A 14,065-nucleotide genomic window follows, 5' to 3' on the forward strand; every position below is an offset into this window, starting at 1 on the left:
GAAGCCCCAGGTCCTACCGGTCCTACAGGGACGCGATGACGCGGTCGGCCAGGATGTAGACGTTGTCGGCGCCGCTGCCGCAGGAGAAGGTCAGGGCGTACGCGCCGGAGACCCCGGACCCGCCCAGCAGCACCGGCTCCCGGCCGGCCCGCAGCGCGTCCGCGAGGCGTTCGGCGGTCTCCCGGTGCCCGGGGGTCATACAGAGGGTCGTCCCGTCCGCGAAGACGTACACGTCCAGGGTGCCGAGCGGACCCGGGCGTACGTCGGTGAGCGCCGTGGCCGTCGCGGCCAGCTCCTCCAGACGCGCCACGGTGCGCTCGTGGTCGGTGACCACCGGGGTCTGCACCGGTACGAAGTCCGGGTGCGAGGGGTGCCGGCGGCGGGCGGCGGCCAGCTCGGGGGAGTCCTCCGGGTGGTCCGCGACGCCCGGCAGCTCGGGCAGCTCGGCGGCGAGGGCGTCCACGTCCTCCAGGCTCACCGGGTCGTCCAGCCCGTCCGCGTACGCCGCGTACTCGCCGTACTCCGCGCCCAGCTCCAGCCCGATCCCGTCCAGTCCGACGAAATCCGCCTGGCGCGGTACGAAGAAGGGGGCGCCGTCGTCGGGCAGACCGACCGACCCGCCGGGCAGCGGGCCGAGCGAGTCGGCCGCGTCCCGCGCCTCCTGGGCCGCCCAGAACGCCCGGGCCTCCGCCAGCTCCCGCTCCCGCTCCTCGGCCAGCGCCTCGGCGACCGCGGCCCGTATGTCCTCGGCGGCGCGGGCGTGCGGGACGGTGGGGGCGGGGGCCGCCGGGGCGGTGGGGGTCGCGTGGGCGAGCTCCGTGCGCAGCGCGGCGACCTGCTTGCGCAGCCCGTGGGCGGCGTGCAGGGCGGCGGCGCCCACGACCGTGGCGGCGGCCGTGGTCAGCAGCAGGGCGAGAGACATGGCGCTCACTGACTTACTCCCGACTTCAATCGATCCCCCGCACTTCCTACATCAGCTTGTCGGGTGCGCGCGCCCCCTGTCAGTGCATTACGTCACGAAATGGACAGGTCTTTCGCCTGGTGTCCCACCCTCGATCCGGCGGTGACCTGCGGGAACGTGCCCACCCGGAGAGGCAGGTCACATCCTGGGGGAGATTCGGTCACGGCTCGGGCGCGGATGTTTGCGCCGTGACGCAACGGTATTCACCGTGTACCGGGCGGTGACGAAGGACCCCGCGGCGGGGCGGTGACCGTATCGGAAAGGCCCCCCGGAACGGAAACGGGGACCCGGCCGAAACCGAGCCCCCATTCCGTATGCCTTCGGGTATCAGCTCAGGCGCTCGATCACCATCGCCATGCCCTGGCCGCCGCCCACGCACATGGTCTCCAGGCCGAACTGCTTGTCATGGAACTGCAGGCTGTTGATCAGGGTGGTGGTGATCCGGGCGCCGGTCATGCCGAAGGGGTGTCCGACGGCGATGGCGCCGCCGTTGACGTTCACCTTCTCCAGCGGGATGTCCAGGTCCCGGTAGGACGGGATGACCTGGGCGGCGAAGGCCTCGTTGATCTCGACCAGGTCGATGTCGCCGACGGTCAGCCCGGCGCGGGACAGCGCCTGCTTGCTGGCCTCGACCGGGCCGTAGCCCATGATCTCGGGGGAGAGGCCGGAGACGCCGGTGGAGACGATCCGGGCCAGCGGGGTCAGGCCCAGCTCGCGCGCCTTGGTGTCGGACATGATCACCAGCGCGGCGGCGCCGTCGTTGAGCGGGCAGCAGTTGCCCGCGGTGACCAGGCCGTCGGGGCGGAAGACCGGCTTGAGGCCCGAGACGCCCTCCAGGGTGACGCCCGCCCGGGGGCCGTCGTCCTTGGCCACCACGGTGCCGTCCGGGGTGGTGACCGGGGTGATCTCGCGCTCCCAGAAGCCGTTCTTGATGGCCTCCTCGGCGAGGTTCTGGGACCGTACGCCGAACTCGTCCATGTCCTGGCGGGTGATCCCCTTGAGCCGGGCCAGGTTCTCCGCGGTCTGGCCCATCGCGATGTACGCGTCGGGCAGCAGCCCGTCCTCGCGCGGGTCGTGCCAGTCGGTGCCCTCCTGCTCGGCGCGGGCCGCGGTGCGGGCCTCGGCCTCGGCGAACACCGGGTTGTGGGTGTCCGGCAGGCTGTCGGAGTTGCCCTTGGCGAACCGGGACACCGTCTCCACGCCGGCTGAGATGAAGACATCGCCCTCGCCCGCCTTGATGGCGTGCAGCGCCATCCGGGAGGTCTGCAGCGAGGAGGAGCAGTAGCGGGTGACCGTACAGCCCGGCAGGTGGTCCATGCCCATCTGCACGGCGATGATCCGGCCCAGGTTGTTGCCCTGCTCGCCGCCGGGCAGACCGCAGCCGAGCATCAGGTCGTCGATCCCGCGCGGGTCGAGCTCGGGCACCTTGGCCAGCGCGGCCTGGATGATCGTGGCGGTCAGGTCGTCCGGCCGCACGTCCTTCAGGGAGCCCTTGAAGGCCCGGCCGATCGGGGAACGGGCGGCTGAGACGATCACGGCTTCGGGCATCACGGCTCCATGAGGGCGAGGAGGGCAGGACTGAGAGGGAAGTTACCCGCACGTATCACTCGGGGTCATCCGGGCGGGTGTGTGATGCGGGCCGCATTTCTAAGCGCCCGCTCAGTTCGGTGGGACTGGAGGACCGATACCCGCCGCGGGGGGCGGGGACACCCGGGGCGGCCGCCGGGGCGGTCCCCGGGGTCCTGGGCGGCCGGGCCTGGGTCCGGGCTCCTGGGGCGGACGCCGGGGCGATCCCCGGGGTCCAGGCCTCCGCCCCCGCCAGTCCGGCGGCCCGGTGCCGCCCCCCGTCACCGCCGTCGGGCGTCGCCCCGCAGCGGCGCAGGTGCGGACGACGCCGAGGGCCCCGGCTCCGGCGCGGGCGGGGCGGGGAGCCGACGCCGGCGGCGGTGCTTGAGCAGGGCCCAGGGGGCCCGGGCGCCGGTGACCTCGGTGCCCGCCTCGTCGGCCGCCTCCGCCGCGGCCTGGGCGACCGGCAGCATGCCCTCGCGCCGGTCCGCGTCCAGCCGCTCGGCCTCCGGCCACACCCCCAGCGAGGCGCACACCGTCGGCAGCACCGCCATCGCCGCGGTCGCGTACCCCTCGGCTGAGGGGTGGTAGTTGTCCGCCCCGAACATCTCCCGCGGGTTGGCCGCGAACTCCGGGCCCAGCAGGTCGCCCAGCGACACCGTCCGCCCGCCCTGCTCCACCACCACGATGGTCTGCGCCGCCGCCAGCTGCCGGGACACCCGCCGGGCCAGCCAGCGCAGCGGCTGGTACACCGGCTCGATGGTGCCGAGATCCGGGCACGTGCCCACCACCACCTCCGCGCCCGCCGTACGGAGCCGCCGCACCGCCGCCGCCAGATGGCGCACCGACTCGGTCGGCGGCATCCGATGGGTCACGTCATTGGCGCCGATCATGATCACGCACACGTCCGGCAGCCGCCCCGGATCGGCCAGCGCCAGCGTCACCTGGCGGTCCAGATCGTCCGAGCGGGCCCCCGGCAGGGCCAGATTGCGCATCTCCACCGGGCGTTCCCCGACCGCCGCCAGCCCCGAGGCCAGCAGCGAACCGGGCGTCTGGCCCGCCCGGCGCACCCCCTGTCCCGCGGCGGTGGAATCACCCAGGAGGGCGAGCCGTACCGGTGCCACCGGGAAGGTCGGCGAGCCGTACCCCGCCCCGTACAGCCCGTCCCCGCGCGGCGGGATCGGGGCCGTGCCACCGCCCACCGAGCGTTTCGCCAGCTGCATCTCGGCCACCAGCACGCCGATCGCGGCGGCGCCCAGCAGTCCGATGCTCCCGCCCCCGTAGGCCGCGCCCGCCGCGATCCGCCGTGCCACCCTCGCCCTCGACATAGGCGCAGCCACCTCCTCGTGTGCGTACACCAGGTAACTGCCCCGTAACCGTGTCCGACTACGCATACGCTGGACTGACCATTACGGAGATCCCGGAGACTTACGGTGCGATTCCACGATTCGATGATCAGCCTCGTCGGCAACACCCCGCTGGTGCGGCTCAACAGCGTGACCAAGGGCCTCAAGGCCACCGTCCTGGCCAAGGTGGAGTACTTCAACCCGGGCGGTTCGGTGAAGGACCGCATCGCCGTGCGCATGATCGAGGCGGCCGAGCAGAGCGGCGCGCTCCAGCCCGGCGGCACCATCGTCGAGCCCACCTCCGGCAACACCGGTGTCGGTCTCGCCATCGTGGCCCAGCAGAAGGGCTACAAGTGCGTCTTCGTCTGCCCGGACAAGGTGTCCACCGACAAGATCAACGTGCTGCGGGCGTACGGCGCCGAGGTCGTGGTCTGCCCGACCGCGGTCGACCCGGAGCACCCGGACTCGTACTACAACGTCTCCGACCGGCTGGTCCGTGAGATCCCCGGCGCGTGGAAGCCGGACCAGTACTCCAACCCGAACAACCCCCGTTCGCACTACGAGACCACCGGCCCCGAGCTGTGGGAGCAGACCGACGGGAAGATCACCCACTTCGTGGCGGGCGTCGGCACCGGCGGCACCATCAGCGGCACCGGCCGCTATCTGAAGGAGATCAGCGGCGGCAAGGTGCGCGTGGTCGGCGCCGACCCGGAGGGCTCGGTCTACTCCGGCGGCTCCGGCCGCCCCTATCTGGTCGAGGGCGTCGGCGAGGACTTCTGGCCCTCCGCCTACGACGCCGAGGTGACGGACGAGATCGTCGCCGTCTCCGACAAGGACTCCTTCCAGATGACCCGCCGCCTCGCCAAGGAGGAGGGCCTGCTGGTCGGCGGCTCCTGCGGGATGGCGGTCGTCGGCGCGCTGAAGGTCGCCGAGGGCCTCGGCGAGGACGACGTGGTCGTGGTGCTGCTGCCGGACAGCGGCAAGGGCTACCTTTCGAAAATTTTCAACGACGAGTGGATGGCGGACTACGGCTTCCTGGAGGAGGCCGGTACCTCCGCCGCCGTCGGCGATGTGCTCCGCGACAAGGAGGGGGCCATCCCCACCCTGGTCCATATGCACCCGGACGAGACGGTCGGCCAGGCCATCGACGTGCTGCGCGAGTACGGCGTCTCCCAGATGCCCATCGTCAAGCCGGGCGCGGGCCACCCGGACGTGATGGCCGCCGAGGTCGTCGGCTCGGTGGTCGAGCGCGAGCTGCTGGACGCGCTGTTCACCCAGCGCGCCTCGCTGGACGACCCGCTGGAGAAGCACATGAGCAAGCCGCTGCCCCAGGTCGGCTCGGGCGAGCCGGTCAGCGACCTGATGGCCGTCCTCGGCACCGCCGACGCCGCCATCGTCCTGGTCGAGGGCAAGCCCACCGGCGTCGTCAGCCGCCAGGACCTGCTGGCCTTCCTGGCCCGCACGGCGAAGTAGCCGCCGGGCCCGCACGGCGAAGTAGCCGCCGGCCCTGTCACGCGTCGGGGGCGGCCCGGCAAGGCGCCCTTGACCCGGCGTCAGAACCGCGGTGCGGGCATGTCGCCGAAACGGTACGCACCCGTCATATGGCGGCAGCACCGCCTTAACACGTGGGCGTCATCGTTGGATGTGTCGGCGCCAGGGCCTCCGGAGCGGCTCCCGGACCACCCAGCGCGCCGCGGACGCGGAGACCGGCCCTGACCCGGGCCCGTGTCCCCCGCGGGGACCGCCGTCGTCCCGCCCCCCGGTCACGGGGGTGCGGCGGTCCTCGCCATACGTCCGGGGCCGCCCGCCACCGCGCGGGCGGCCCCGACCCATGCCCGGAGGGCGGTGAGGCGGGTCGGCTCAGACGTCCAAGGGGCGCTCGCGCGCCTCCCGGCGCCGACGTATCGGCCCGTCGCGCAGTGTCTGCGCGACGTTGACGCCGACGATCCCGGCCCAGACGGTCATCAGCCCGCCCAGACCGGCCGCACCGGCACCGATCCCGGAGAGCGGGACGGCCAGCACCAGCGAGACCACGGCGAAGCCGAAGCGCTCGCCGAAGCCGGAGAGCGAGGCCTCGGCGGAGCCGCCGGAGCGGCTGCCGCGGACCGCGCCTATCCGCTGCTCGGCCACCTCGCGGCGGACCCGACGGTCCACCGTGGCCTCCATCCGCTGGTCGAGCTTCTCCAGGAACGACTCGATCAGCGCCGGTTCATACTCCGCGCCGAGATCGCGGCGGGCGCTCAGGGTGGCGTCGAGCTCCTTGGCGAGCTCGTGATCGTGGGCTTTCATGCTCGCTACGGTACGGAGTGCGCGGGGCCGGGTCATTGGGGCTAACCCCCCTCTTTGCTCCCCGGATGGCCCCCGGGGCGGCGACCGGATGGCCTCTGGGCCCCGATGGCCTCCGGGCCCCCGTTCTGCATAATGTCATGCAGGGTTATGGGTGCGTGAATAGAACGAGGGGGACGGTCATGAGCGACAGCCCGGCCGCGCGGCTCCAGGCGCTCTTCGAGGGCCACCGGCTGACGCCCACGCAGCGCCGGATCGCGCACTGGATGGTGCGCCGCGCCGCCGAGGTGCCGTACCTCTCCAGCGTGGAGATGGCCGAACTGGCCGGGGTCAGCCAGCCGTCCGTCACCCGGTTCGCGGTGGCGCTCGGCTTCGACGGCTACCCCGCGCTCCGCCGCCATCTGCGCGAGGTCGCCCCGGGGGAGCAGCCCGCCGCCGGGGACGGGGAGCAGGGGCTCAACGAGTACCAGCAGGCCGTGCAGGCGGAGATCGAGAACCTGCGCCACCTCAGCACCCTGCTGGCCGACCCGGCCCCGGTCGAGCGGGCCGGGCGGCTGCTGGCCTCCTCCCGGCCGCTGCCCGTGCTGGGGCTGCGGGCCGCCTCCTCGCAGGCCCGCGGCTTCGCCTACTTCGCCGCCAAGGTGCACCCGGACGTCCGGCTGCTGGACGAGGGCGGCACCATGCTCACCGACCGGATCGACGCGGCGGTACGGGCCGGGGCCGGGGTGCTGCTCTGCTTCGCGCTGCCCCGCCATCCGCGCGAGGTGGTGGACGCCCTGGCGTACGCCAGGGAGGCCGGGCTGACCGTGGTCACGGTGGCCGACTCCGCGTTCGCCCCGGTCGCCCGCCACAGCGATCTGCTGATCCCGGCGGCCGTCGGCACCGGGCTCGCCTTCGACACCGCCTGCGCGCCGATGCTGCTGGGGCGGGTGCTGCTGGAGGCCATGTGCGACGGGCTGCCGGACGCGCAGGCGCGGCTGGAGGAGTTCGACGCGGCGGCGGCCTCCCGCGGGCTCTTCGCCGAGTAGCGGAGAGGGGGCCGGGGGCCGGGGGCCCAGCCTCTCAGGAGACCTTCAGAAGCGGGCGTTAGCCTGCCGCCCGGCGAGCCGAGGTGGATCAAGGGAGGCGTGCATGGCGCGGACGGGGCAGACCCTGGTGCGGGTGGCCGTGGTGGTGCGGGCCGGGGCGGCGCCGCTGTGGTGGACGGGGGTGGCCGCGGCCGCCGTGGGCGCGCTGGTCCCGGGGCTGACCGGGCGGCGGATCGGGCTGCTCGCCGGGGCGGCCCTCTTCCTGGTCACCGCGGCGGCCGTCGCCCTCGCCCGGCGCGGTGCGTATGTGCGGTGGGCCGGGGCGGCGGTCCGGGCGGGGCGCGGCGATGCGCTCCAGGACCGGGCCCGTACGGTACGGGACCGGCGGCGGGCCCTGCGCTGGTGGCTGCTCGCCGGGTTCCTGGCGGCGGTGGGCTCGTCGTTCGCGCTGCCCGGCGCCGGAGGACTGTGGCTCGCAGGCGCCGGGGCCGGGCTGTGGCTGAAGGCCGCCTGGCTCGGCGGACGGGAACGGGCCGCCGACCGGCTGCTGTGGCTTCCGGCCGGTTCGGTCGGCCGAGCGGTGACCGGCGGCGGCCCGGCCGGGCGTGCGGTGGGCGGCTACCGCTGCACCGGGATCGCCGCCGGAGACGCCGCTCCGGGCGGATCCCGCCGCCGCTGAGCACGTCCGGGCGCGGATGCCGTTGCGGCCGAGCCGCCGGGGCCACGCCACTGTGCCGCGTACGCCGGTGAGGCTCGGCCCCGTACAGCGTGCGTCTGCCGGGCTCGGCCCCGTACCGCCGCCTCCGCATCCCGGCGGGCCGTCAGATCTCCAGCGTGGCCTCGATCTTGCGGAGCTGGTGGCGGGCCATCGCCAGGTTGGCGCGGTCCTTGTCCAGGGCCAGATAGAGGAACAGCCCGTTCGAGCCGCGGCTCCTGAGCAGGCGGATCAGGTGGTACTGGCTGCCCAGGGTGATCAGGATGTCCTCGATCTCCTCGTTCAGGCCGAGCATCTCCATGGTGCGCACCTTGGCGCGGACCACGTCGGTGTTGCCCGCGGCGGCCACGTTGAGGTCCAGCTCCTTGCCACCGCCGACGGTGCCCAGCGCCATGCCGCTGGTGTAGTCGACGAGGGCCGCGCCGATGGCGCCGTCGATGATGGTGGTGGCTTCCTTGAGGGCGGTCTCGGTGTTGGCCATGGCGTCTCACGCTTCCTTCGGGTGATGGGTCGGGAGGGGCGGTACGGCGGGCGCCGCCGCGGGCGGTCGTACGGGCAGAGAGCCGGACTTGGCCGGGGTGGGCGCGGGGGTCCGCGGTTCGGGGCGGCGCTGCGGCCGGGGTTCGGGGCGGCGTTCCAGGGCCTCGTCGACCAGGGCGCCGATCCGGGCACTTGAGCGCCGGGCCTCCAGATGGAGGCGGCCCACGTTGATCCGGGGCTCGGCGAGCAGGGTGAGGACGGCCGAGCCGCCCGCCGCGTAGGTGGCGACATACCCGTGCTCGCCCTGGACCAGCAGTTCCCGGAAGCCGCCCTGTCCGGTGGCGTCGGTGAGCCGCTGGGCGACGCCGAGCGCCGTCGCGGTGAGCGCGGCGACGTGCTCGGCACCCTCGGCGTCGGCCGCGTCCCTTGCCAGGACCAGCCCGTCGGCGCTGGCCGCGAGCGCCCCGGTGAGCTGCGGGACTCTGGCCCGCAGCCTTCTGAGTTCGCCGAGCACCTCGGCTTCGGCCGTCATCAGCAGTCTCCTCTCGGCGCGTTGTCGCAGGGCGCGCCTCATGAGCGCGTGGGGCGCGTACGGGTCGTCACAGGTGTGCCTCCAGTGCGTCGCGGAGCCGGCGGAGCAGGGCGGTGTCCGGGTCGGCGGCGATGTCGGCGACCCACGCCGGGACGGTGGGCGGGACTTGTGGAGGCGCCGCGGCCGGCTCGTACGGGGTGGCGACCAGCCCGGCCGCGGCCAGCCGGCGGATGTCCAGCAGGGTGTGGAAGGCGGGGCGGCCGAGCTCACGGGCGAGCTGTACGGGGCTGCGCCGGCCGTCGGCGCGGGCGAGCAGGGCGCGCTGGCGGGGGGTGACCGTCTGGCCGGGGGAGGGGGTGCGCGGCACGACGGGCGCGGAGTCGACGGCCGGGTAGGGCCAGACGGCTTCCAGCAGTTCGCGGCGGCGCAGGGTCTCGCGCTGGACGTCGGCGGCGGGGACCGGGCGCACCTGGCCCATCCAGTGCCCGACGCCACCGCGGAAACGGGTCGGGCCGCCGCCGGGGGTGAGGACGAAGTAGGCCGCGTCGAAGAGGGCGGCCAGATGGCATATCTCCAGCTCACCGCCGGATATTCGCCCGCTGTCGACCAGGAAGCGGCCCACCTCGCGGCGGGCGCCGGCCCGGTCGACGGCCTCCTGCCAACCGGCCCGGGGCAGTCGGCCCCCGGCGGTGAGCAGCACGTCCACACCGGGTGCCGCGGGGCTCTCGGCGTGCACCACCCGCCCGTCCACCAGATAGAGGGTGCCGTGGTCGCGGATCAGGGCGCCGGTGGCGCGGTCCTCGGCGAGCCGCAGCAGCAGGGGGGAGACCACGGGGGCTGCGGCGTGCGCGCTCATATCAGTACCAGCCGTTCGGCGAGTTCGCGCAGCCGCAGCCGGGCGAGGGCCAGGTTGCCGGTGCGGCGGTCCAGCCAGAGGTGGAGGAAGACGCTGCTGTCGAACGTCGTGCCGACGAACCGCAGTACGTGGTAGCCGGTCCGGGTGGTGACGATGACGTCCTCGACGGGCGGCTCCCGCAGGCCGTCGGCCGACCCTGCGGGGGCGGGGACGGGTACGGGTAAGGGGGCGGCCGGGCGGGGTACGGGCGCCGGGGCGGCGGCCGAGGGGCCCGGCGGCAGCGCGGGCGGGCCGTTCGCCCCCGGGGCGAAGGACTCGTACTCGGCGGCCGCGCGGGCCAGTTCGGCGGTCTCGGCGGCGGTCGTCTCATGGTCGCCCACCGGGGACTCGCCGGCCGTGCCGAGCGCCAGCCCGCTGGTCCAGTCGACGAGCGCGGCACCGCGGGCACCCGGCAGGCTCATCGCTTCGCGCAGGCACTCGTCGATTCCGGGCACGCCGGTTCCCCTCCCAGATCCCCGTGACGCAAGAAGCAGCAGTGACGAGGAGGTTACGCAAAGTCCCGCTCGCGGGAAGGGAGTTCTGGCAAATTCCACGGGAACGTGCCCGGACCGATGTACGGTCGACGGTTGCCAGACATCGAGCGGCGCTTTCGCGCCACCCGAGGCCCGGCTGTGCGGGTCGCTACTGGCGCGGCTCGGGCGAGGTGGGCGTGTCCTCGCCCCGTACCCGGAGCACCAGCTTGTTCACCGCCCAGAGCACCACGCCGAGCGCCACCAGCACGGCGGCGCGGATGTAGACGTCGGAGGAGCGGTCGGCCAGCGGGCTGGCCAGCACCAGCGCGCTGATGGCGCCGAGCACCGGCAGGATCGTGGGCGTACGGAAGTGGTGGTGGTCCACCCGGTCCTTCCGCAGCACCAGCACGGCGACGTTGACCACCGCGAAGACGCAGAGCAGCAGGAACGAGGTGGTGTCGCCGAGGCCTTCGATCTCCCCGGTGGACACCAGTCCGATCGCCAGCAGCGAGACGAAGACGATGCCGACGACGGGGGTGCGGCGGCGGGGGAGCACCTTGCCCATGGCGCGCGGCAGGATCCGCTCGTTGGCCATGCCGTAGCAGAGCCGGGAGGCCATCATGATGTTGATCAGCGCGGAGTTGGTGACGGCGAACAGGGCGATCAGCGCGAAGAGTTTGGGCGGGAAGTCCAGCCCGCCGGCCTTCACCACTTCCAGCAGCGGCCCGCTGGAGCCCTCCAGGACGCGGTAGTCCACCAGGAGGGAGGAGATCAGGGCCACCAGGACGTAGATGGTGCCGGTGACGCCGACGCCGATGAAGATGGCGCGGGGGAAGGTACGGGCCGGGTCCTGAGTCTCCTCGGCCATGTTGACCGAGTCCTCGAAGCCGACGAAGGCGAAGAAGCCGAGCGCGGTGGCGCCCAGCACGCTGGTGAGCAGGGCGTATCCGGTGCCGGTGGCGTGGAACTCGCCGAGCCGGGAGGGCTCGCCCTCGCCGGAGAACACCGCGTAGGCGCCGATGACCAGGATGATCGTCAGTCCGGTCAGCTCGACCAGGGTGAGCACCACATTGGTCTTCACCGACTCCGAGACGCCGCGCAGGTTCAGTGCGGCGAGCGCCAGGATGAAGAGGATCGCGATCAGCGTCGGCGGCACCGCGTCGGTGAACTCGCCCAGGTAGTCCCCGCTGAACGCGCGGGCGGCGGCGCTCGCCGAGGACAGCCCGGAGCACATCACCATGAACGCGATGATGAAGGTCAGGAAGGGGACCTTGAACGCCTTCTGGGTGTACAGGGCGGCCCCGGCGGCCTTCGGGTACTTGCCGACCAGCTCGACATACGAGGCCGCCGTCAGCAGCGCGACCGCGAAGCCGATCGCGAACGGCAGCCAGAGGGCGCCGCCGACCTTGCCCGCGACGCTTCCGGTGGTGGCGTAGATGCCGGTGCCGAGGATGTCACCGATGACGAAGAGGATCAGCAGCTTCGGCCCGATGGCTCTCTTGAGGGCCGGCTCGCCGCCGTCGACGGGCTCTGCGGTAGTGGACATGGATGCTTACTGCCCGGCGGGGTGCGGCTGATTCCCCCGGGGCCGGCGATTACCGCCGGGGGTGCGGCGAACGGGGGCCCGGGGGAACCGTGGGTGGGCCGGGCGGGGCCCGGGGGCGGTGGGGGTTCGCCCCGGGTGGCGGGGCGGGGCCCCGGCGGCTACGGCGGGTAGTGCTGCCCCGGTGGGTGCCCCGTGCAAAGGGCGGGTCGTCTGGGGCCGCCCGGCGGCGACCGCTGGGCGGCCCCGTGTGGGCCGGGCGGGGCCGGGTACGGCGGTACGCCCGCCTGGTGGGTGCCCTCGGGCGGGGCTCGGCCGACGGGGCGGCGGTGCGGCAGAAGGCGGCGCCGCGGTGCGCCCGCACGAGGCTCGACCGGCAGGTGGTGGTGCGCCCATACGGGGACAGCCTGCGCGGCGGCGCGCCCGGCGTTGCGGGGCGGCGGCCCGGCGGGCTCGGCCGCCCGGGCTCCGGTGGGTGCGGCGCTCCCTACACTCACGCGCATGACGGAGGAAACCCACTCGATCACCGAGGCCCGCGACCGGCTCGACGAGCTCGACCTTCAGGAGGCGCGGGCGCTGGCCGCGTACCGGGCCCGCCAGGCCCGGGGCGAGGACGCGGGTGTGCCGCAGGAGGAGGCCTACCGCCGGGTGTTCGGCGACGGCGCCTGACGTACGGGGCGGCGGCCTGCCCCCCGTACATCAGGGGCCCGGCCCTGCGTACGCCCGGCCGCTCGGCTCCCGAGGAGGTGCCCCCGCCCTGGCCCCGGCGGGCCCCCGTCACGGCCCCAGCAAGGCGTCCCGGTGGTTGCCCCCCGCCTCGGTGACGAGGTCGGGGAGCTGTTGGGGTGGGCGGGCGGTGGTGAAGTGGACGGTGCCGTCGGGGGACTCGGTGTGGCCGTAGACGCCGGGGCGGGGGAGTGAGTTGTAGGCGTAGTGGGCGGTGAAGTAGTACGCGCCGGTGTCCAGGGCGGCGATCACATCACCGGGTTCGAGCAGGGGGAGGGGGCGTTCGACGGCGAGCAGGTCGCCGGCGAAGCAGGCGGGACCGGCCACGTCCTGGTCGGTGAGGGGGCCGTCCTTGGGGCGGCCCTTGGCGTCGTACGCGGCGATCCGCAGCGGCCAGGAGTCCGGGTCGTAGACGGTACGGGTGGCGACCTGGACGCCGGCGTGGGTGACCGCGATGGGACGCGCGCCGGAGGTCTTGGTGTACTCGACGCGCGCGAGCAGGGTGCCGTGCTTGGCCAGCAGCGACCGCCCGAACTCGGTGACCAGCCCGTACCGCCCGTCGAACAGCCCGGGCACCTCGGCGGCCAGCAGCCGGGCGTACTCGGCGAAGGTGGGGGTGTGCTCGTCGGAGGCGAAGTTCACCGGCAGCCCGCCGCCGATGTCGAGGGTGTCCACCTGGCGGCGCCCGTGTGCGCGGAGGGTGGCCTCGTTGATCTCCTCGGCCAGCTCGTACGCCTCCCGGATCCCGGTGGCGAGCAGGGAGAGCGGGATGCCCTGGGAGCCGGTGTGGGTGTGCAGCCGGGTCAGCCAGGGGCGCTCCAGGAAGGCGCGGACGACCTCGTCGCGGGCGCCCCGGTCGCGCAGCGCGATGCCGAACTTGGAGGTGGGGGTTGCGGTGGACAGCGCGTCGATGGTGCCGCCGCCGATCTGCGGGTTGACGCGGAGGCCGAGGGGGGAGGTGGTCCGCGTCCGGTGAAGCAGGGTGTCGAGGCGGGAGAGCTCCTGCGGGTTGTCGGCGTTGACGGCGACCCCGAGGGCCAGCGCCTCGGTCAGCTCGGCGGGGGTCTTGGCGGGGGAGTCCAGCACGATCCGCTCGGGCGGCACCCCGGCGGCGCGGGCCAGGGCCAGCTCCCCGGGGCTGGCCACCTCCGCGCCCAGCCCCTCCTGGGAGAGCAGCCGCAGTACCGGCACCAGCGGCCCGGCCTTGACGGCGAAGGCGTGCAGCACCGGGGCGTCGGTGACGGCGGCGAAGGCGGCGCGCAGCTCGGCGGCGGAGGCGCGGACGCCCTCGGTGTCGAGAAGGGCGGCGACGGGATGGTCCTGGGACAGCAGCTGGTGGTCGACGGCGGCTCGTACGGCTCGGTCGCGGCGGTCGGAAGCCATGGCCCCAGCCAATCATTCGAACGGGCGAAGAGGCGAACGGGCGAACGGCCAACGGCCCTGGGCTGCCGAGCGGCACCGCCCCGTTGACTGGAAGTATTCATCGGGTCAGTATGTGAATAACCAGCTCTGCA

Annotated in this window: 14 protein-coding genes; 4 read left to right on the top strand and 10 right to left on the bottom strand. The window is 73.9% G+C overall.

Translation table 11 applies throughout. From position 1 onward, the window contains the following. Positions 1–22: 22 nt before the first annotated feature. The 3 genes from ABZ945_RS13720 to ABZ945_RS13730 all read right to left on the bottom strand — a co-directional run bounded on the left by ABZ945_RS13720 (position 23) and on the right by ABZ945_RS13730 (position 3,855). Complete coding sequence (locus ABZ945_RS13720; RefSeq protein ID WP_361268146.1) at positions 23–922, bottom strand: hypothetical protein; 900 nt, start codon at positions 920–922, stop codon at positions 23–25. A 366-nt stretch (positions 923–1,288) separates the two neighbouring features. Further along, positions 1,289–2,509 (bottom strand): acetyl-CoA C-acetyltransferase, encoded by a 1,221-nt coding sequence (locus ABZ945_RS13725; protein ID WP_361267932.1) that lies wholly within the window; start codon positions 2,507–2,509, stop codon positions 1,289–1,291. A 299-nt stretch (positions 2,510–2,808) separates the two neighbouring features. After that, positions 2,809–3,855 carry an SGNH/GDSL hydrolase family protein gene (locus ABZ945_RS13730; RefSeq protein ID WP_361267934.1) on the bottom strand — a complete coding sequence of 349 codons (1,047 nt, stop codon included), beginning with the start codon at positions 3,853–3,855 and terminating at the stop codon, positions 2,809–2,811. Between the two features lie 105 nt (positions 3,856–3,960). Here ABZ945_RS13730 and ABZ945_RS13735 point away from each other — a divergent pair, with 105 nt between their 5' ends. Further along, the gene (locus ABZ945_RS13735) at positions 3,961–5,346 is read left to right on the top strand and encodes a cystathionine beta-synthase (protein ID WP_361267936.1); all 1,386 of its coding nucleotides are present in this window, start codon (positions 3,961–3,963) and stop codon (positions 5,344–5,346) included. A 387-nt stretch (positions 5,347–5,733) separates the two neighbouring features. Here the strand turns inward: ABZ945_RS13735 and ABZ945_RS13740 are convergent, their stop codons facing one another. Then, a complete protein-coding gene (locus ABZ945_RS13740; protein WP_361267938.1) occupies positions 5,734–6,162 on the bottom strand; it encodes a hypothetical protein in 429 nt (142 codons plus the stop codon). Positions 6,163–6,341: 179 nt separating this feature from the next. Between ABZ945_RS13740 and ABZ945_RS13745 the strand changes: the two genes are divergently transcribed. After that, a complete protein-coding gene (locus tag ABZ945_RS13745) occupies positions 6,342–7,187 on the top strand; it encodes a MurR/RpiR family transcriptional regulator (RefSeq protein WP_361267940.1) in 846 nt (281 codons plus the stop codon). A 103-nt stretch (positions 7,188–7,290) separates the two neighbouring features. After that, positions 7,291–7,866, top strand: coding sequence for a hypothetical protein (locus ABZ945_RS13750; RefSeq protein WP_361267942.1), 576 nt, complete (start codon positions 7,291–7,293; stop codon positions 7,864–7,866). A gap of 142 nt (positions 7,867–8,008) precedes the next feature. On the opposite strand, the gene ABZ945_RS13755 is transcribed toward ABZ945_RS13750, so the two are convergent. From ABZ945_RS13755 to ABZ945_RS13775, 5 genes are all read right to left on the bottom strand, one after another. After that, positions 8,009–8,383 carry a hypothetical protein gene (locus tag ABZ945_RS13755; protein WP_361267944.1) on the bottom strand — a complete coding sequence of 125 codons (375 nt, stop codon included), beginning with the start codon at positions 8,381–8,383 and terminating at the stop codon, positions 8,009–8,011. A 6-nt stretch (positions 8,384–8,389) separates the two neighbouring features. Then, positions 8,390–8,914, bottom strand: coding sequence for a roadblock/LC7 domain-containing protein (locus ABZ945_RS13760; RefSeq protein WP_361267946.1), 525 nt, complete (start codon positions 8,912–8,914; stop codon positions 8,390–8,392). 67 nt (positions 8,915–8,981) lie between these two features. Further along, positions 8,982–9,770, bottom strand: a complete 789-nt coding sequence (locus ABZ945_RS13765; RefSeq protein WP_361267948.1) for a transcriptional regulator — start codon at positions 9,768–9,770, stop codon at positions 8,982–8,984. After that, the gene (locus tag ABZ945_RS13770; protein ID WP_361267950.1) at positions 9,767–10,264 is read right to left on the bottom strand and encodes a hypothetical protein; all 498 of its coding nucleotides are present in this window, start codon (positions 10,262–10,264) and stop codon (positions 9,767–9,769) included. The genes ABZ945_RS13765 and ABZ945_RS13770 overlap by 4 nt, the downstream gene beginning before the upstream one ends. A gap of 187 nt (positions 10,265–10,451) precedes the next feature. Then, complete coding sequence (locus ABZ945_RS13775; RefSeq protein ID WP_361267952.1) at positions 10,452–11,828, bottom strand: APC family permease; 1,377 nt, start codon at positions 11,826–11,828, stop codon at positions 10,452–10,454. 498 nt (positions 11,829–12,326) lie between these two features. Between ABZ945_RS13775 and ABZ945_RS13780 the strand changes: the two genes are divergently transcribed. After that, positions 12,327–12,494: a hypothetical protein gene (locus tag ABZ945_RS13780; RefSeq protein WP_361267954.1), complete on the top strand. Its 168-nt coding sequence runs from the start codon at positions 12,327–12,329 to the stop codon at positions 12,492–12,494. A gap of 108 nt (positions 12,495–12,602) precedes the next feature. Here the strand turns inward: ABZ945_RS13780 and ABZ945_RS13785 are convergent, their stop codons facing one another. Next, positions 12,603–13,934 carry a diaminopimelate decarboxylase gene (locus ABZ945_RS13785; protein ID WP_361267956.1) on the bottom strand — a complete coding sequence of 444 codons (1,332 nt, stop codon included), beginning with the start codon at positions 13,932–13,934 and terminating at the stop codon, positions 12,603–12,605. Positions 13,935–14,065: the final 131 nt, after the last annotated feature.

Origin of the sequence: Streptomyces sp. NPDC046887, assembly GCF_040644755.1 — a bacterium.
Taxonomy (GTDB): domain Bacteria; phylum Actinomycetota; class Actinomycetes; order Streptomycetales; family Streptomycetaceae; genus Streptomyces; species Streptomyces lichenis.